13 protein-coding genes, 1 tRNA gene, 2 rRNA genes, 1 other RNA gene and 1 other annotated feature (2 of these 18 only partly in view) are annotated in these 17,500 nt (G+C 40.3%); of the genes, 12 read left to right on the forward strand and 5 right to left on the reverse strand.

The genetic code is table 11. The features are described from left to right. Both RCG20_RS11355 and rrf read left to right on the forward strand, forming a co-directional pair. Positions 1 to 2,805 (forward strand): 23S ribosomal RNA (locus RCG20_RS11355) (it extends 128 nt beyond the left edge of the window). A gap of 74 nt (positions 2,806 to 2,879) precedes the next feature. Next, positions 2,880 to 2,995: ribosomal RNA gene (rrf, locus tag RCG20_RS11360) — 5S ribosomal RNA — on the forward strand. Positions 2,996 to 3,157: 162 nt separating this feature from the next. On the opposite strand, the gene RCG20_RS11365 is transcribed toward rrf, so the two are convergent. Then, positions 3,158 to 4,096: a YaaC family protein gene (locus RCG20_RS11365; protein ID WP_308180282.1), complete on the reverse strand. Its 939-nt coding sequence runs from the start codon at positions 4,094 to 4,096 to the stop codon at positions 3,158 to 3,160. A gap of 110 nt (positions 4,097 to 4,206) precedes the next feature. On the opposite strand from RCG20_RS11365, the gene guaB reads away from it, so the two are divergent. The 6 genes from guaB to RCG20_RS11395 all read left to right on the forward strand — a co-directional run bounded on the left by guaB (position 4,207) and on the right by RCG20_RS11395 (position 10,694). After that, complete coding sequence (gene guaB / locus RCG20_RS11370; RefSeq protein WP_308180283.1) at positions 4,207 to 5,673, forward strand: IMP dehydrogenase; 1,467 nt, start codon at positions 4,207 to 4,209, stop codon at positions 5,671 to 5,673. A 183-nt stretch (positions 5,674 to 5,856) separates the two neighbouring features. Continuing rightward, positions 5,857 to 7,161 (forward strand): serine hydrolase, encoded by a 1,305-nt coding sequence (locus RCG20_RS11375; protein ID WP_374120542.1) that lies wholly within the window; start codon positions 5,857 to 5,859, stop codon positions 7,159 to 7,161. A 151-nt stretch (positions 7,162 to 7,312) separates the two neighbouring features. After that, on the forward strand, positions 7,313 to 8,194 hold the full coding sequence (gene pdxS, locus RCG20_RS11380; protein WP_308180285.1) for a pyridoxal 5'-phosphate synthase lyase subunit PdxS: 882 nt from the start codon (positions 7,313 to 7,315) through the stop codon (positions 8,192 to 8,194). Positions 8,195 to 8,205: 11 nt separating this feature from the next. Beyond that, positions 8,206 to 8,796, forward strand: coding sequence for a pyridoxal 5'-phosphate synthase glutaminase subunit PdxT (pdxT, locus tag RCG20_RS11385; RefSeq protein ID WP_308180286.1), 591 nt, complete (start codon positions 8,206 to 8,208; stop codon positions 8,794 to 8,796). 56 nt (positions 8,797 to 8,852) lie between these two features. After that, positions 8,853 to 9,079, forward strand: a binding site (T-box leader). A gap of 146 nt (positions 9,080 to 9,225) precedes the next feature. Continuing rightward, positions 9,226 to 10,503: a serine--tRNA ligase gene (serS, locus tag RCG20_RS11390; protein ID WP_308180287.1), complete on the forward strand. Its 1,278-nt coding sequence runs from the start codon at positions 9,226 to 9,228 to the stop codon at positions 10,501 to 10,503. Between the two features lie 98 nt (positions 10,504 to 10,601). Continuing rightward, positions 10,602 to 10,694: transfer RNA gene (locus RCG20_RS11395), tRNA-Ser, on the forward strand. 170 nt (positions 10,695 to 10,864) lie between these two features. On the opposite strand, the gene RCG20_RS11400 is transcribed toward RCG20_RS11395, so the two are convergent. The 4 genes from RCG20_RS11400 to RCG20_RS11415 form a co-directional block, all read right to left on the reverse strand. Beyond that, positions 10,865 to 11,563 (reverse strand): deoxynucleoside kinase, encoded by a 699-nt coding sequence (locus RCG20_RS11400; RefSeq protein ID WP_374120461.1) that lies wholly within the window; start codon positions 11,561 to 11,563, stop codon positions 10,865 to 10,867. Then, positions 11,554 to 12,219 carry a deoxynucleoside kinase gene (locus RCG20_RS11405; RefSeq protein ID WP_308180289.1) on the reverse strand — a complete coding sequence of 222 codons (666 nt, stop codon included), beginning with the start codon at positions 12,217 to 12,219 and terminating at the stop codon, positions 11,554 to 11,556. Before RCG20_RS11405 ends, RCG20_RS11400 begins: the two co-directional genes overlap by 10 nt. Before the next feature lie 270 nt (positions 12,220 to 12,489). After that, on the reverse strand, positions 12,490 to 13,776 hold the full coding sequence (locus RCG20_RS11410; protein WP_308184328.1) for a LysM peptidoglycan-binding domain-containing protein: 1,287 nt from the start codon (positions 13,774 to 13,776) through the stop codon (positions 12,490 to 12,492). A gap of 62 nt (positions 13,777 to 13,838) precedes the next feature. Continuing rightward, positions 13,839 to 14,390: a cysteine hydrolase family protein gene (locus RCG20_RS11415; protein WP_308180290.1), complete on the reverse strand. Its 552-nt coding sequence runs from the start codon at positions 14,388 to 14,390 to the stop codon at positions 13,839 to 13,841. Between the two features lie 83 nt (positions 14,391 to 14,473). Here RCG20_RS11415 and tadA point away from each other — a divergent pair, with 83 nt between their 5' ends. The 4 genes from tadA to RCG20_RS11435 form a co-directional block, all read left to right on the forward strand. Further along, complete coding sequence (gene tadA / locus RCG20_RS11420) at positions 14,474 to 14,956, forward strand: tRNA adenosine(34) deaminase TadA (RefSeq protein WP_308184329.1); 483 nt, start codon at positions 14,474 to 14,476, stop codon at positions 14,954 to 14,956. A gap of 115 nt (positions 14,957 to 15,071) precedes the next feature. After that, positions 15,072 to 15,336, forward strand: an RNA gene (ffs, locus tag RCG20_RS11425) — signal recognition particle sRNA large type. A 319-nt stretch (positions 15,337 to 15,655) separates the two neighbouring features. Then, on the forward strand, positions 15,656 to 17,335 hold the full coding sequence (gene dnaX / locus RCG20_RS11430; RefSeq protein ID WP_308180291.1) for a DNA polymerase III subunit gamma/tau: 1,680 nt from the start codon (positions 15,656 to 15,658) through the stop codon (positions 17,333 to 17,335). Positions 17,336 to 17,354: 19 nt separating this feature from the next. Next, a protein-coding gene (locus RCG20_RS11435; RefSeq protein ID WP_308180292.1) for a YbaB/EbfC family nucleoid-associated protein crosses the window boundary here: on the forward strand, positions 17,355 to 17,500 show its 5' portion. It continues 175 nt past the right edge of the window; only the first 146 of its 321 coding nucleotides appear in the window; its start codon is at positions 17,355 to 17,357; the stop codon falls past the right edge of the window.

The raw sequence follows: 17,500 nt of genomic DNA on the forward strand, positions 1-17,500 counted from the left end.
CACTGTTCGTAATGGAGCAGTATCTTTACCTGAATACATAGGGTATTGAAGGTAGACCCGGGGAACTGAAACATCTAAGTACCCGGAGGAAGAGAAAGCAAACGCGATTCCCTGAGTAGCGGCGAGCGAAACGGGAAATAGCCCAAACCAAGAGGCTTGCCTCTTGGGGTTGTAGGACACTCAACATGGAGTTACAAAGGAACGGGGTAAATGAAGCGACCTGGAAAGGTCAGCCGTAGAAGGTAAAAGCCCTGTAGTTGAAACTTCGTTCCCTCCTGAGTGGATCCTGAGTACGGCCGGACACGTGAAATCCGGTCGGAAGCAGGGAGGACCATCTCCCAAGGCTAAATACTCCCTAGTGACCGATAGTGAACCAGTACCGTGAGGGAAAGGTGAAAAGCACCGGAAGGGGAGTGAAATAGTTCCTGAAACCGTGTGCCTACAAGTAGTCAAAGCCCATTAATGGGTAATGGCGTGCCTTTTGTAGAATGAACCGGCGAGTTACGATTACATGCAAGGTTAAGTTGAAAAGACGGAGCCGCAGCGAAAGCGAGTCTGAATAGGGCGAATGAGTATGTGGTCGTAGACCCGAAACCAGGTGATCTACCCATGTCCAGGGTGAAGTCCAGGTAACACTGGATGGAGGCCCGAACCCACGCACGTTGAAAAGTGCGGGGATGAGGTGTGGGTAGCGGAGAAATTCCAATCGAACTTGGAGATAGCTGGTTCTCTCCGAAATAGCTTTAGGGCTAGCCTCACGTAGTAAGAGTCTTGGAGGTAGAGCACTGTTTGGACTAGGGGCCCTCATCGGGTTACCGAATTCAGACAAACTCCGAATGCCAAAGACTTATCCGTGGGAGTCAGACTGCGAGTGATAAGATCCGTAGTCAAGAGGGAAACAGCCCAGACCACCAGCTAAGGTCCCAAAGTATACGTTAAGTGGAAAAGGATGTGGAGTTGCTTAGACAACCAGGATGTTGGCTCAGAAGCAGCCACCATTTAAAGAGTGCGTAATAGCTCACTGGTCGAGTGACTCTGCGCCGAAAATGTACCGGGGCTAAACGTATCACCGAAGCTGTGGATTGACATCTTAGATGTCAGTGGTAGGAGAGCGTTCTAAGGGCGTTGAAGCTAGATCGTAAGGACTAGTGGAGCGCTTAGAAGTGAGAATGCCGGTATGAGTAGCGAAAGATGAGTGAGAATCTCATCCACCGAATGCCCAAGGTTTCCTGAGGAAGGCTCGTCCGCTCAGGGTTAGTCGGGACCTAAGCCGAGGCCGAAAGGCGTAGGCGATGGATAACAGGTTGATATTCCTGTACCACCTCTTTATCGTTTGAGCAATGGGGGGACGCAGAAGGATAGGGTAAGCGCGCTGTTGGATATGCGCGTCTAAGCAGTTAGGCTGTCAGTGAGGCAAATCCCGCTGACGTGAAGGCTGAGCTGTGATAGCGAGGGAAATTTAGTACCGAAGTTCCTGATTCCACACTGCCAAGAAAAGCCTCTAGCGAGATAAATGGTGCCCGTACCGCAAACCGACACAGGTAGGCGAGGAGAGAATCCTAAGGTGAGCGAGAGAACTCTCGTTAAGGAACTCGGCAAAATGACCCCGTAACTTCGGGAGAAGGGGTGCTCTTTGGGGTGAATAGCCTCGAAGAGCCGCAGTGAATAGGCCCAGGCGACTGTTTAGCAAAAACACAGGTCTCTGCGAAGCCGCAAGGCGAAGTATAGGGGCTGACGCCTGCCCGGTGCTGGAAGGTTAAAAGGAGGGGTTAGCGCAAGCGAAGCTCTGAATTGAAGCCCCAGTAAACGGCGGCCGTAACTATAACGGTCCTAAGGTAGCGAAATTCCTTGTCGGGTAAGTTCCGACCCGCACGAAAGGCGTAACGATCTGGGCACTGTCTCAACGAGAGACTCGGTGAAATTATAGTACCTGTGAAGATGCAGGTTACCCGCGACAGGACGGAAAGACCCCGTGGAGCTTTACTGTAGCCTGATATTGAATTTTGGTACAGCTTGTACAGGATAGGTAGGAGCCTGAGAAGCCGGAGCGCTAGCTTCGGTGGAGGCGTCGGTGGGATACTACCCTGGCTGTATTGAAATTCTAACCCACACCCACATATCTGGGTGGGAGACAGTGTCAGGTGGGCAGTTTGACTGGGGCGGTCGCCTCCTAAAGAGTAACGGAGGCGCCCAAAGGTTCCCTCAGAATGGTTGGAAATCATTCGCAGAGTGTAAAGGCACAAGGGAGCTTGACTGCGAGACCTACAAGTCGAGCAGGGACGAAAGTCGGGCTTAGTGATCCGGTGGTTCCGCATGGAAGGGCCATCGCTCAACGGATAAAAGCTACCCGGGGATAACAGGCTTATCTCCCCAAGAGTCCACATCGACGGGGAGGTTTGGCACCTCGATGTCGGCTCATCGCATCCTGGGGCTGTAGTCGGTCCCAAGGGTTGGGCTGTTCGCCCATTAAAGCGGTACGCGAGCTGGGTTCAGAACGTCGTGAGACAGTTCGGTCCCTATCCGTCGTGGGCGCAGGAAATTTGAGAGGAGCTGTCCTTAGTACGAGAGGACCGGGATGGACGCACCGCTGGTGTACCAGTTGTCTTGCCAAAGGCATCGCTGGGTAGCTATGTGCGGACGGGATAAGTGCTGAAAGCATCTAAGCATGAAGCCCCCCTCAAGATGAGATTTCCCATAGCGTCAAGCTAGTAAGATCCCTGAAAGATGATCAGGTTGATAGGTCAGAGGTGGAAGCGTGGCAACATGTGGAGCTGACTGATACTAATCGATCGAGGACTTAACCATTTTTAAAGCGATCTCGTTCTTAATACTTCTTCTGCATTATCTAGTTTTGAGGGAATAAGCCTCAAAAAAAATAGTCCGGTAATTATGGCAAGAAGGTCACACCCGTTCCCATACCGAACACGGAAGTTAAGCTTCTTTGCGCCGATGGTAGTTGGGACTTTGTCCCTGTGAGAGTAGGACGTTGCCGGGCAAATTAAAAGGACAACCTTAATTGGGTTGTCCCTTTTTTGTTATATCAAAAATTATTACTTCAATTCTGCTAGCCCTAAGGGCGATGAAAAAAGCGTAGGTGCCCTTAGGGGCTAGCCAATCAGCGAGTTTTTTTATCACAAAACCATCCATTTAATTCCAATCACCCCATCAAAAATTGATGAATTAAAAATGGACCCTTTTTTTGGGTTATATTCAAAAAAGAATTAATAAATGGATAGTCCCTATTAGGCATCATTTTTATTAATTCCCCCCACCACTCTGTTTCATAGCGAGCAATCATGCTTAGGTTATAAAGAAGTAAATAATGGGTTAAAAGTTCAGGAAAATGAAAAAGGTTATTTTTGTTAAGTGGTAGGGTGTACGATTCCATTTCTAAATTGAATTTTAAGGGCGTCGGATTTTTAAGGGCCTTATCATCTAACCTAAATTTAAGGGTATCCTGATCAAAAAATAATGAGTTGAATTTTGTAGAAAAAAACTCCTTAAATCGACCTTCAGTCATATGATAGTGATCTAAAATTTTCTCTGGAATAGTAAAATAGTCACCGCACCGTTCTAATGTCATAAATGTTTGTTTTGCTTCAAGTTTGACAAATAATTCATCTAATTCAGGAATAAGCTTGAGCAATTCCTCCATTGTAATTTTATCACCTTCTAATTGTTCCATGTGGAACATAGTTTCTGACATAAATGGGAAAAGGCCGTTTCTTTGAAATTTTACTTCATCGTGGAAAAACTGATAGTTTTGTTTTTTTCTTTTTCTTGTTGAGACACCATGTGCTAGTACAGATGTCGTTTCAGGATATAATGGATTAACGGTCAAAATACAAGCCTTTATTAAGTGGACAAATCCATAAAAAAGAAGGATTGGCTTTAAAATGAGTGGTGCCTTCTCAGACTGTTCATAATAAATTTGGCCATGTTCCAGATAATATAAAAAGGCATAACAGTTATCAAAGCCTTTTTGTGAGGGATTATCAAGATTTTGTGCCTGATATTTCTTTTTTAAATAGGCCTGCGTGTTTTCAGCAGAAAAAAAGAATGTGTAACTTTTCCAGCCATTATATAGGGGATCCAACTTCTTACCTCCATTTTTTTGAATAATCAGTATAAATATTCTTCCTTGACAGTATTTTGTCCAATTGATAACCTACAAATAATAATTTTTTTGAACGGGAGGAATTTTACATGTGGGAAAGTAAGTTTGCTAAAGAAGGATTAACCTTTGATGATGTTTTATTAATTCCAGGTAAATCGGAGGTATTGCCCCGTGATGTTGATCTTCACGTGGAAATGGCTAAAAATGTAAGGTTGAATATTCCGATTATAAGTGCGGGCATGGATACTGTGACCCAGGCAGAAATGGCTATTGCAATGGCACGTCAAGGCGGACTAGGTATTATTCATAAGAACATGACTATTGAACAGCAAGCAGAGCAGGTACAAAAGGTGAAGAGGTCTGAGAGTGGAGTTATTACCGATCCCTTTTTCTTAACACCAGAACATCAAGTATATGATGCTGAACATTTGATGGGTAAATATCGGATTTCTGGTGTCCCCATCGTAAATAACATGGATGAGCAAAAGCTCGTTGGGATTATTACAAATAGAGATCTTCGTTTTATCCAGGATTATTCATTTAAAATTTCCGAGGTAATGACAAAGGAAAAACTTGTTACTGCTCCAGTTGGAACAACATTGAAAGAGGCAGAAAAGATACTTCAAAAATATAAAATTGAAAAGCTTCCGCTTGTAAATAAAGATGGAGTGTTAAAGGGATTAATTACAATTAAGGATATTGAAAAAGTAATTGAATTCCCTTATTCGGCCAAGGATAAGCAAGGGCGGTTATTAGCAGGTGCTGCTGTAGGTGTAACAAAGGATACAATGAAACGGGTTGATATGCTGGTAAAAGCTAATGTGGACGTCATCGTTCTAGATACTGCTCATGGACATTCAAAAGGGGTTCTAGATATGGTAAGCGAGATTCGCACTGCTTATCCTGATTTGACAATTATTGCTGGCAATGTGGCGACTGCAGAAGCCACTAGGGCATTAATTGAAGCGGGCGCGGATATCGTTAAAGTAGGAATTGGACCAGGTTCTATTTGTACAACGCGTGTAGTTGCCGGTGTTGGTGTTCCTCAAATAACTGCAGTTTATGACTGTGCAACAGAAGCTAGAAAGCACGGGAAAACGATTATTGCAGATGGTGGAATTAAATATTCAGGAGACATCGTTAAAGCACTAGCAGCAGGTGGTCATGCAGTCATGTTAGGCAGTCTATTAGCTGGAGTATCTGAGAGTCCCGGAGAGACGGAAATATTCCAGGGGCGCCGTTTTAAAGTGTATCGTGGCATGGGCTCAGTAGCTGCTATGGAAAATGGGTCAAAAGACCGTTATTTCCAAGAAGAAAGTAAAAAGTTCGTTCCAGAAGGAATTGAGGGTCGTCTACCTTATAAAGGTCCTTTGGCTGAAACAATTTATCAGCTAGTAGGGGGATTACGATCTGGTATGGGTTATTGCGGAACAAAAGATCTTAAGGCATTAAGGGAAGAAGCTCAATTTATTAAAATGACTGGTGCTGGATTAAGGGAGAGCCATCCACATGATGTTCAAATAACAAAAGAGGCCCCTAATTATTCAATATCTTAAAAAAGAGAAGCTTGCCTTCTCTTTTTTTCTGAATATAATTCTTGGATTGAAATTGGAAAAACAATAGGTCCTGCTCTGTCTATGATTTGTTTAGTAGTTATGTTAAAATAACAAAAGTGTATAAATTCGTTGGAGGGCGTTAAAGTGAACAAACATTTTAGTAAAAAGTGTGTTGCCAGTGTAATGGCAACCATCATGTTTTTTAGTCTCTTTGTGGGTCTTAATAAAGCTGAGGCCCAAGCATCACTAAATGTTAATGCTGCTGGAGCTATTTTGGTTGATGGACAAACAGGTAAAGTCTTATATGAGAAAAATGCAGATACTGTCTTAGGAATTGCTAGTATGACAAAAATGATGACTGAGTACATCCTGCAAGATGCTATTAAACATGGCAGGGTTAAATGGGATCAAGAATATACTGTAAACAGCTTTGTCTCTCAACTATCCCATAAAACTGAATTGTCAAATGTTCCATTACGCTCTGCTGGGAAATATACAATCAAGGAATTATACGATCAAATGGCAATTTATTCTTCTAACAGTGCTACGATTGCTATAGCTGAAACTATTGCCGGATCAGAAGCAAATTTTGTGAAAATGATGAATGATCAAGCAAAAAAACTTGGTTTAAAAGATTATAAATTTGTAAATTCTACAGGTCTGAATAACAGTGACTATCAAGGACACCAGCCAACAGGTGGTCCGGATGATGAAAATGCGATGTCAACACGCTCTGTGGCTACCCTAGCCTTTCGTTTAATAAATGATTTTCCTAATGTATTAAAAACGACAAGTATTTCTAAACAAAAGTCTGTGGACGGCGTAAATATGCCAAATTGGAACTGGATGCTTCCTGGCTTGGTATACGGATATCAAGGTATGGATGGATTAAAAACAGGAACAACAGATTTTGCAGGCTATTGTTTTACTGGCACAGCCATGCGTGACGGAAAGAGATTTATAACTGTTGTTCAGAATGCTACTGATGCAAGCGGCAAGGGCAGTTATGAAGCCCGTTTTGGAGAAACAAGAAAAATGATGGATTATGCGTTCAGTAATTTTACTAAAGAGGAAATTGTTCCTAAAGATTATCAAATTAAGGGACATAAATATGTTAAAGTAATTAAGGGTAAAGACAATAAAGTTGAAATATACACAAAATCGCCAATAAATATGGTGATTCTAAATGGTGATAAGAAAAATTATCAGCCAGTACTCGTATTGGAAAAAAGCAAATTAACGAAAAATGGTGAATTAGAAGCTCCTGTTAAAAAAGGAGAAAAAATAGGTATTCTTACCATTAAAACTAAAAATGGTGAAAAAGTTAGTTTCTTGACAGCAGAAGGTCAAAAGAAACTTCAAGCTGATGTAATTGCTGCCAAGACAGTCGAAAAGGCAAACTGGTTCGTCCTGATGATGAGAGGAATTGGCGGATTCTTTGGGGACCTCTTTGGTGGTATTTCTTCTGCCGTTAAAGGATGGTTCTAATGAAAAAGGGATTTCTGCCTTGACAGAAGTCCCTTTTTGTTGTTTATTTTCATTATGGAGATAATTCCGATTGAATTAATAAAATTTCCTTAATGTTTAATAATAGTACATATAACTAAAGGGAAATATAAAAATTAGAGGGGGATTTACAATGAGAACAGGTACAGATCGTGTTAAACGTGGAATGGCAGAAATGCAAAAGGGTGGCGTCATTATGGACGTTATCAATGCAGAACAGGCAAAAATTGCTGAAGAGGCTGGCGCAGTTGCAGTTATGGCATTAGAGCGTGTGCCATCAGATATCCGTGCAGCTGGTGGAGTTGCTAGAATGGCAGACCCACGGATTATGGAAGATGTAATGGGCGCTGTTTCGATTCCAGTTATGGCAAAAGCACGTATTGGTCATATTGTAGAAGCGCGAATACTTGAAGCAATGGGTGTCGACTACATTGATGAAAGTGAAGTATTAACACCAGCTGATGAGGAATATCATTTAAATAAAAAAGACTATACAGTTCCATTTGTTTGTGGTTGTCGTGACCTGGGTGAAGCTGCACGCCGTATTGGTGAAGGTGCTTCAATGCTCCGTACAAAAGGTGAACCAGGAACAGGAAACATTGTTGAAGCTGTCCGCCATATTCGCAAGGTAAATGCACAGGTCCGTAAGGTTGCTTCAATGAATGAAGATGAACTTATGACAGAAGCAAAACTATTAGGTGCTCCATATGAAATCTTACTTGAAATTAAACGCCTTGGACATCTTCCAGTTGTTAATTTCGCAGCTGGCGGTGTCGCAACACCTGCTGATGCGGCCCTCATGATGCAGTTAGGTGCTGATGGCGTCTTTGTTGGTTCAGGTATTTTTAAATCAGAAAATCCTGCAAAATTTGCTCGAGCAATCGTAGAGGCTACAACACATTATCAAGATTATAAACTTATTGCTGAGATTTCAAAAGATCTTGGAGTAGCAATGAAGGGTATTGAGATTTCAACGATCGCACCTGGATCACGTATGCAGGAACGCGGCTGGTAAGGAGAATTACAATGGTTAAAATAGGAGTTCTAGCTCTTCAAGGGGCGGTTCGTGAACACGTTAGGGCAATTGAGGCATGTGGTGTACAAGCAGTTGTTATTAAGCAGAAGGAACAACTGCAAGATGTAGATGGATTGATTCTCCCTGGAGGAGAAAGCACTACGATGCGCCGTTTGATTGATAAGTATGATTTTATGGATGCTTTAAGGGAATTTGCTCGTATTGGTAAACCGATGTTTGGTACATGTGCAGGTTTAATTTTATTGGCAAAAAAAATCGTTGGCTATGAAACACCACATATTGGTGTGATGGACATTACTGTTGAAAGAAATTCATTTGGGCGTCAGCGCGAAAGCTTTGAAGATAGCCTTATGATAAAAGGGGCTGCTGAAGATTTCCCCGCAGTGTTTATCCGTGCACCGCACATCGTTGAGGCAGGAGAAAATGTTGAAATCCTTTCAAAGCATGATGACCGCATTGTCGCCGCGCGAGAAGGTCAATTTCTTGGATGTTCTTTTCATCCTGAATTAACGGATGATAGTCGCTTTACTGCTTACTTTGTTGAGATGGTCAAAGAGGCAAAAGCAAAACAATTTGCATAATCTGGTTGCATTTGGCTAAAAATTATAGTAAATTAAATTACAAAATATTTCATAATGAAAAAGCATTGAGAGGAAATAGTAACAAAACCTTTACACTTAAGAGAACCGGTGGTTGGTGCAAATCGGTGTGTGAAGCTTGTGAATCCATCCTTGAGCAAAGTGCGGAACGCTCTCATTAAAGGAGTAAGTAAGTACTTTCGGTTAAAACCGTTAAAGTTTTTCAAGGTGGACAGTATTTTTGCTGTTAACCAGGGTGGTAACGCGGGTAACTCTCGTCCCTGTTTTAGGGATGGGGGTTTTTTGTTGTTATAACGATTGTTGTTGAGCATGAACAAGTTGATAACTTTGATAAGTGAATCGATGTCAAACAGGCTATTCAAGGCACATGTAATTTAACTAAATATATTTTCAAAAGGAGTGTAAGCACAGATGCTTGATTTAAAAAACTTAAGAGCTAATTTTATTGAAGTAAAAGAGAAGCTTCAGCACCGTGGAGAAGATTTAACTGATCTTGGAAAATTTGAAGATCTAGATCTGAAGAGACGTGAGTTAATTGTTGAATCTGAGCAATTAAAAAGCAAGCGAAATGAAGTAACCCAGCAGGTGGCTGCTTTGAAGCGGGAAAAGAAAGATGCTGACCAACTTATTACAGAAATGAGAGAGGTTGGAGATCGGATTAAGTCGCTTGATGATACGTTAAGGGATGTGGAGGAAACACTTGATTCACTTCTTTTAAGTATCCCAAATATTCCACATGAAAGTGTTCCGGTTGGTGAATCTGAGGACGATAACGTGGAAATTCGTAAATGGGGCGAACTTAGAGAGTTTGGCTTTGAACCAAAACCACACTGGGATGTAGCTACCGCCCTTGATATTCTCGACTTTGAACGTGCAGGTAAGGTAACTGGAAGTCGCTTTGTTTTCTACAAAGGCCTAGGTGCTCGTTTAGAACGTGCATTGATTAGCTTTATGCTTGACCTTCATGTAGATGAGCATGGATACACAGAAGTGCTCCCGCCGTACATGGTTAACAGAGCAAGCATGACCGGAACAGGGCAGTTACCAAAATTTGAAGAAGATGCTTTTTTAATTGAAAATGAAGATTATTTTCTGATTCCAACAGCTGAAGTACCTGTTACCAACATGCACCGTGATGAAATTTTAAATAGCGAAGATTTGCCAATCCGCTACGCTGCCTTCAGTGCTTGCTTCCGTTCAGAGGCTGGTTCAGCAGGGCGTGATACTAGGGGATTAATTCGTCAACATCAATTCAATAAAGTGGAGTTGGTTAAGTTTGTTAAGCCGGAAGATTCCTATGCTGAACTTGAAAAACTAACCAATGATGCGGAAAAAGTACTGCAATTACTTGAATTACCATATCGTGTATTAAGTATGTGTACTGGTGACCTTGGATTTACTGCAGCAAAAAAATATGATATTGAAGTTTGGATTCCTAGCTATGGGATGTACCGTGAGATTTCTTCGTGTAGTAATTTTGAGGCATTTCAGGCAAGAAGAGCAGGTATTCGTTTTAGACGTGATCCTAAGGCTAAGCCAGAACATGTACACACATTAAATGGTTCCGGTCTAGCGATTGGGCGAACAGTAGCTGCAATCTTAGAGAATTACCAGCAGGATGATGGAAGTGTGATTATCCCTAAAGTATTACGACCATACATGGGTAATCGTGAAGTTATTAAACGTTAATAATGAGCGTTCGAGCGGGGATATCCCTGCTCGAAAAAAACTTATATTGTTTTGTTGACAAGTAATAATATATATGATAAATTATTACTTGTCGATACGGAGGAATACCCAAGTTCGGCTGAAGGGATCGGTCTTGAAAACCGACAGGCGGGTAACACCGCGCGGGGGTTCGAATCCCTCTTCCTCCTCCATTTTAATATTATTAACTTTCGCGCATAAAACTGGAGATCAAATTCGTTACAAGAAATTGTAACGATTTTTTTATGGAAAAAAAGATTTTCTCAAAAAAAACACCTACTGGCTTAGCCAATAGGTGCTTTTTAAATGAAGAACAAAAGCTGAGGTTTGCAGTCGTTCCGTTTTACCGCCATGTTAATTTTGTATTTAATACCTCTTTTAATTTTTCGTCTACATCACGGCAAATTTTTATAGCATCTTCAGGGTTTTTGACAACATCAGTTATATCCATATCAATAATTAACACATCACTTGCATCGTAATGATTGATGACCCAGTCGTCATAGCCCTTCCAAACTTCAAAGTAGTATTCCTTCAGCTCAGGGTTAATTTCGAAACTTCTGCCCCTTGCCATAATTCGATCCATAACTGTATCAAATGATCCTTTTAAATAAACCATAAGATCAGGAGCCTTCTTTGGAAGTTCATTCAATTCTTCCATCATATTTTCAACAAGATCTTCATACATTCTAAATTCTAGTTCTGAAATTCTACCTAACGATTTATTTACATAGGCAAAATACCAATCTTCATAGATTGAACGATCCTGAATGGTGTAAATAGGCTCATGCCAGCTTACACATTCCTTAACCGTTTTGAAACGTTTATTTAAGAAAAAAAGCTGTAAAAGGAAAGGAATTCTTTTCGCTTCTAATTCTTCTGGTGTGAGTTGATAATATAGCGGGAGAATAGGATTGTCATCGACCGCTTCGTAAAAAACCTTACTATCAATACCTTTATTTTGAAAATGCGCATTTAATGTATCTGCAACACTTGTTTTTCCAAGACCAATCATACCACCAATAACGATACTCACGAACATCCCCCTGCTCCAATATTGTTTACCCAGCTACTCGTATTTATTGAAAGTGAAAGCTTTTCAAAAATTTGTTTTAAGTCATACTCACTTTTTACAAAATCAACTTCATCCCCATTAAAGCGAAGAACGGGAATTTCAGGATGTTGTTTTTCAAAGTTTGTAATAGCTTCCTCGTAGTCAATGGATAGTTGTTCTAAATATAAGGGGCTTATTTTCTTTTCAATCTCTCGCCCTCTCATTTTAATTCTCTTTAATAAAGTATCTAAACTCGCATTCAAGTAAATGATGACATTCGGTTTCGGCATATCTTTAGTAAGAATTTGATAGATCTGATAGTACTTCTGATATTCAATATGATTTAATGAGCGTTGGGCAAAAATTAAATTTTTGAAAATATGATAATCAGCTACGACTGACTGATTTTTGCATAAGTAATGGGAGTTTATATCTCCAAGCTGTTTATAGCGATTGCAAAGGAAAAACATTTCTGTTTGGAAACTCCATTCTTCGATATTTTCATAAAACTTCCCCAAAAATGGATTTTCATCAACAATTTCTTTTAATAGAGCAAAATGGAACTGTTTAGAAATGGCCTTTGCAAGAGATGTTTTTCCTACACCAATTGGCCCTTCAACAGTAATAAAGGGTGTATCCCCCATTGCATGTCCTCCTTCTCCAACTGCTTGTACTATCTGTTTGTTTTACAACAATAATTTTTAGTGGCTTTTCAAAGTATAAATAACGTCTTTGAACTCTCTATAGGTATCCAACTACAGCGATAAGCCCTGCGGAGGTGCATCTCGGTTCATTTGACGCAAAGAATATTCTATCATAATCCGGGGTAGGAATGGATATCCAAAATTAAGAAGAGTGATATTTTCGTGGCGAAAAAATGAAAAAACTGCCGAAAAACGACAGTTTTTGATTGATTATGTTTTTTTTACAACGTCAAAATTTTCGACGATCAAAAGCCAATTTTGTGGGAAAGACAAACCGAGTTTCCAATAGCTCATTCCCCTTAAATTTAGCTCTTTTATTAAATCAAACTTGGCCTGAATGGATCTGGCATCTTCAAACCAAACTTCGTGCTGTTTGCCACTTTCATCTTTATATTTGAAAAAGGGTGCCTGTGCCTTATTATCATAATCAATAGGAACGCTGTGCTTGGCTGCCAACTGTATCGCTTGTTGTGGACTGACCGCTTTCGCGATCGAACCCTTGACAAATGGAAGAGTCCAATCATAACCATATAAATTTTGCCCCATAAGAATCTTATTTGAAGGCATTTCAGATATAGCATACTCTAGTACTTTCCTAACAGGATCAATTGGGGAGACTGCCATCGCTGGGCCGCCGCTATAGCCCCATTCGTAAGTCATAATAACAACAAAGTCAGAGATTTCTCCATGTGCTTTATAATCATGGCCCTCATACCATTTTCCTTTTTGGGTAGCACTCGTTTTCGGGGCAAGCGCAGTTGACATGAACCAGCCTTCCTTTTTAAATCTTTCCTTAGCCTTCCTTAAAAAACGGTTATAAGCCTCACGGTCAACAGGTCTTAAATATTCAAAATCAAAGTGAATGTCTCTAAACCCATATTTCTTTGCAGTCGCCACAATATTATCTAAGAATTTATCCTGGATTGCTATCTCATTTAATAAAATACGCCCTAGTTCATCGCTAAATTGATCATTTTCTTGATTGTTGATGACCATCATTAGTACATTTTTGTGAGTTTTTGCAATATCTGGAAAGTTATTTAGTAAAGGTGCCTTTAATGTTCCATCACGGTTAACGTTAAAACTAAATGGAGCAAGATACGTTAAATAAGGAGAAGCTTCACGGGCACTGTTTTCTAGTGATGGAGCAACAGTGGTTCCTCGTGGTTCTACATAACCATTAAATTCAGCTTTCCGTTTCTTCCCCTGAGGTATATAAAGCCTAAACCCAATCTGAAGTCGCTGATTAACTGGAATTCGATTTGCTGAAGCAAGCTGTTGCACTGGAACCCCGAGCCTTTGAGCAATTGAGTACAAACTATCTCCAGCCTTTACTGTATAAAAGCTTCCTATAATTGGTATGACCATCGTTTGCCCAATAACTAGATTTTTTGGATTAGGAATCTCATTTGCTTCTACAATATCTTTTACGGTAGTACGATAAGACTTTGCAATACTATCCAAGGTTTCGTTCTTTTGGACAACATGAATTTGCATCATTCATCCCTCCTTATGTAACTACGCTACAACCATTCTATGAGTGGTAAGAGGGATAAATGTTATAATATTAATAAATTTTGCATATCAATAGGTTCAATTGATGCTTTTAATACGTTTTTCATCATTACTAAAGCATACCGATTATCATCTTCATCAACGGAGGTAATGCAATTTGATGGGACTACAATCTTAAATTCCCGCATGTATGCATCATTTGCGGTAAATAGCACACAAATATTTCCGGCAATCCCTGTTAGAATAAGCGTGTTAACCTTTAGTTGATGTAATAAAATAGTAAGGGCGGTCCCATAAAAAGCAGAGTGCTTTGGTTTTATTAAAAAGTAATCATCATCGTCGGGAAGAAGTTGTTTGAAAATAGGGTCACTCTTTTCATTTCGGCAAAACGTAACGATCTTTTCTAGATTGGCTTGCCACAAATTATAATGGTCATTAATAAAAATAACAGGCCAATTCCTAGTGTTAAAATGTTCCTTTAGGTGATTGATTGGCTGAACAATCTGTAATGTTTTTTTAGCAAGCGTTGAACCATGGGTAAAGTCAAAATTGTTAATAATATCAATAATGATAAGCGCATAGCGATTATTATCCATTTTTTTCTCTCCTTTGCCCTTATTTTGAGGCGAAGGATGGCTTTTTATTTAAAGAATTTTGAAGGCGGGTTTTTATAGTGTTCATGAATGAGCAAGATGAATATTTTATGAGAGAAGCTATTAATGAAGCAAAAAAGGCTGAAGCACTTGCGGAAGTACCAATTGGGGCGGTGCTTGTTTATAAGGGTGAAATTATTTCCCGGGGATATAATTTAAGGGAGAGTCAACAAAATGCTGTTGCACATGCAGAACTCCTTGCTATTGAGCAGGCTTGTAAGAAAATAGGATCTTGGCGTCTTGAAGATACAACTTTATATGTCACTCTTGAACCATGCCCGATGTGTTCTGGTGCGATTATGTTATCAAGAATTAAGCGAGTTGTTTATGGGGCTCCCGACCCAAAAGGGGGTTGTGCAGGAACACTGATGAATCTGTTGCAGGATAAGAGGTTCAATCATCAAAGCGAGGTTGTTAATGGAGTACTGGCAGAGGAATGTGGACATATGCTTTCCGCCTTTTTTAGGACTATTAGAGATAAAAGGAAATTAGAGAAAAAGAAAGAATAGAAATTAAATCGATAGAATTACATAATTTTACAGGCAATAAGCGTTGCTTTTTCTTAGAAAAGTTAGTATACTAAAAAAGCGTCGAACAAGGCGCCTAAATTTGGTATCAATTTTGCCGTGCTAAGCGGGGAGGTAGCGGTGCCCTGTACTCGCAATCCGCTCTAGCGAGGCTGAATCCCCTCCTGAGGCTGACATACTGTAGGGTCTGCCTTAAGTAAGTAGTGTTGACACCCGGGTCCTACGCAATGGGAATCCATGAACCATGTCAGGTCCGGAAGGAAGCAGCATTAAGTGGACGCTCCCATGTGCCGCAGGGTTGCCTGGGTCGAGCTAACTGCTTAAGTAGCGCTTATGGGTGTCAGTCGACGGAGGGTGCACGGCAGTTATACATATTTCAACTACAAATGAAACTCATCTCTGTTTAGGGATGAGTTTTTTATTTGGATCAGGAGTGGAGTTTCGGAAAAAGGATCCAACAAATCTGTTAAGCAAAAAGTAATTTTTTTCATAACGAATTAGGTGAAGAATAGCTATGCTCACACTGCTCTATTATGTTAATTTAGTAATTGACTCAATTCAGTTAGAGGTTCATGTAATAACATCCTACTAATTTTGTAGAAGTCATGATTTCATTTTGTAAAAATAGAAAAGGATACGTTATAATAGGGAAGATGGAGATTGGAAAGGGGCGATGTTAATTTGGCATATCAAGCATTATACCGTGTTTGGCGTCCGCAACAATTTTTTGATGTAGTTGGACAAGAGCATGTGACAAAGACATTGCAAAACGCCCTGCTCCAACAAAAAATATCGCATGCCTATCTTTTTTCTGGTCCAAGGGGAACAGGAAAAACAAGTGCGGCAAAGATTTTGGCGAAAGCGGTAAACTGTGAAATGGCTCCTATCTCAGAGCCATGCAATGAATGTGCTGCGTGTAAGGGTATTACAAACGGAACAATCTCAGATGTCATTGAAATTGATGCTGCATCAAACAATGGGGTTGAAGAAATACGTGATATACGTGACAAGGTTAAATATGCACCGAGTGTGGTGAAATACAAGGTTTATATAATAGACGAAGTACATATGCTTTCCATTGGAGCGTTTAATGCTTTGTTAAAAACACTTGAAGAGCCACCTAAGCATGTTATCTTCATCTTGGCTACAACCGAGCCACATAAAATCCCGCTTACAATAATCTCTAGGTGTCAACGATATGACTTTAAACGAATAACCGCACAAGCGATTGTTAACCGTATGAAATTGATTGTGGAAGAGACAGGGATTGATTGTGAGGAAACTGCGCTGCAAATTATTGCAAGGGCAGCAGAAGGCGGAATGAGGGATGCGCTAAGCTTATTAGACCAAGCTATCTCATTTAGCCAAGGTTGTGTTTCATATGAGGATGCCTTAACTGTTACGGGCTCCGTGTCACAAGGTTTCTTGAACCAAATAGCAAAGGCTATTTGTGAAAAAGACGTTTTGACTGGGTTAGAAACCCTTGAGGAGTTACTCTATCAAGGAAAGGATCCATCCCGCTTTATCGAGGATTTTATTTTGTTTTATCGGGATATGCTGCTTTATAAAACAGCCCCGTCCCTTGAAGAGTCTCTGGAAAGAGTTTTACTTGATGATGATTTTCAAAAGATAGCTGAATTCATTCATGCAGAACAAATATATCAGTTGATTGATATCTTAAATAAAACTCAGACAGAAATGCGTTGGACAAATCACTCAAAAATATTTCTTGAAGTAGCAATAGTGAGATTGTGCCAAATGGAGGAAAGAAAGACCCAACAAGTTCAAACAAATGAAATTGGGCAGCTCCTCACACGGATTGAACAACTTGAACTGGAGCTTCGTGAATTAAAAATTAACGGAGTGGCAATTCCCCAAGATGCCATCGTTCAAAAGCCGGCACAACGCGTCTCTAGACGGGGATTTCAGCCTCCCGTCGGTAAAATTAACGAAGTATTGAGCCTTGCTACCAAAAATGATTTAAATCAAATTAAAAGCCAATGGGGCAAAATGTTATCCAAGTTAATGAAGTCACATGCAGCATTGTTAAATGAAGCAGAACCAATTGCTGCTTCAACCACTGCTTTTATTATCAAGTTTAAACATGAAATTCACTGCCAGATGGCAATGGAAAATAACAGTTTTATTGAAAAGATAAGTACTATATTTCAAGAGCTGAATGGACATAAATTATCTGTTCTAGGTGTACCGGAAGAACAATGGTTAACCATTCGGGAGAGTTTTTTGAACAGTCACCAGACTCACGATGGCGAAGAAACTGAAGTGAAAAATGAGGAAGATCCTCTTGTTTCGGAGGCGAAAAAACAGTTTGGTGCTGAATTTATAGAAATAGTTGACTAAAAAATGGAGGTAGACGTACATGCAACGTGGTGGAATGGGAAATATGCAAAATATGATGAAGCAAATGCAAAAAATGCAAAAGAAAATGCAAGAGGCACAAGAAGAGTTAGGAGAGAAAAAGATTGAAGGAACTGCCGGAGGTGGCATGGTTTCGGTTACGATAAC

Origin of the sequence: Neobacillus sp. PS3-40 (assembly GCF_030915485.1) — a bacterium.
Taxonomy (GTDB): Bacteria; Bacillota; Bacilli; order Bacillales; family Cytobacillaceae; genus JAUZPL01.

Bases quoted from the DNA above. Each gene is read 5' to 3' on its own strand.
- guaB (WP_308180283.1), top strand. From the start codon at position 4,207: ATGTGGGAAAGTAAGTTTGCTAAAGAAGGATTAACCTTTGATGATGTT.
- RCG20_RS11375 (WP_374120542.1), top strand. From the start codon at position 5,857: ATGGCAACCATCATGTTTTTTAGTCTCTTTGTGGGTCTTAATAAAGCT.
- pdxS (WP_308180285.1), top strand. From the start codon at position 7,313: ATGAGAACAGGTACAGATCGTGTTAAACGTGGAATGGCAGAAATGCAA.
- pdxT (WP_308180286.1), top strand. From the start codon at position 8,206: ATGGTTAAAATAGGAGTTCTAGCTCTTCAAGGGGCGGTTCGTGAACAC.
- serS (WP_308180287.1), top strand. From the start codon at position 9,226: ATGCTTGATTTAAAAAACTTAAGAGCTAATTTTATTGAAGTAAAAGAG.
- RCG20_RS11400 (WP_374120461.1), bottom strand. From the start codon at position 11,563: ATGTTCGTGAGTATCGTTATTGGTGGTATGATTGGTCTTGGAAAAACA.
- RCG20_RS11405 (WP_308180289.1), bottom strand. From the start codon at position 12,219: ATGGGGGATACACCCTTTATTACTGTTGAAGGGCCAATTGGTGTAGGA.
- RCG20_RS11410 (WP_308184328.1), bottom strand. From the start codon at position 13,776: ATGCAAATTCATGTTGTCCAAAAGAACGAAACCTTGGATAGTATTGCA.
- RCG20_RS11415 (WP_308180290.1), bottom strand. From the start codon at position 14,390: ATGGATAATAATCGCTATGCGCTTATCATTATTGATATTATTAACAAT.
- tadA (WP_308184329.1), top strand. From the start codon at position 14,474: ATGAATGAGCAAGATGAATATTTTATGAGAGAAGCTATTAATGAAGCA.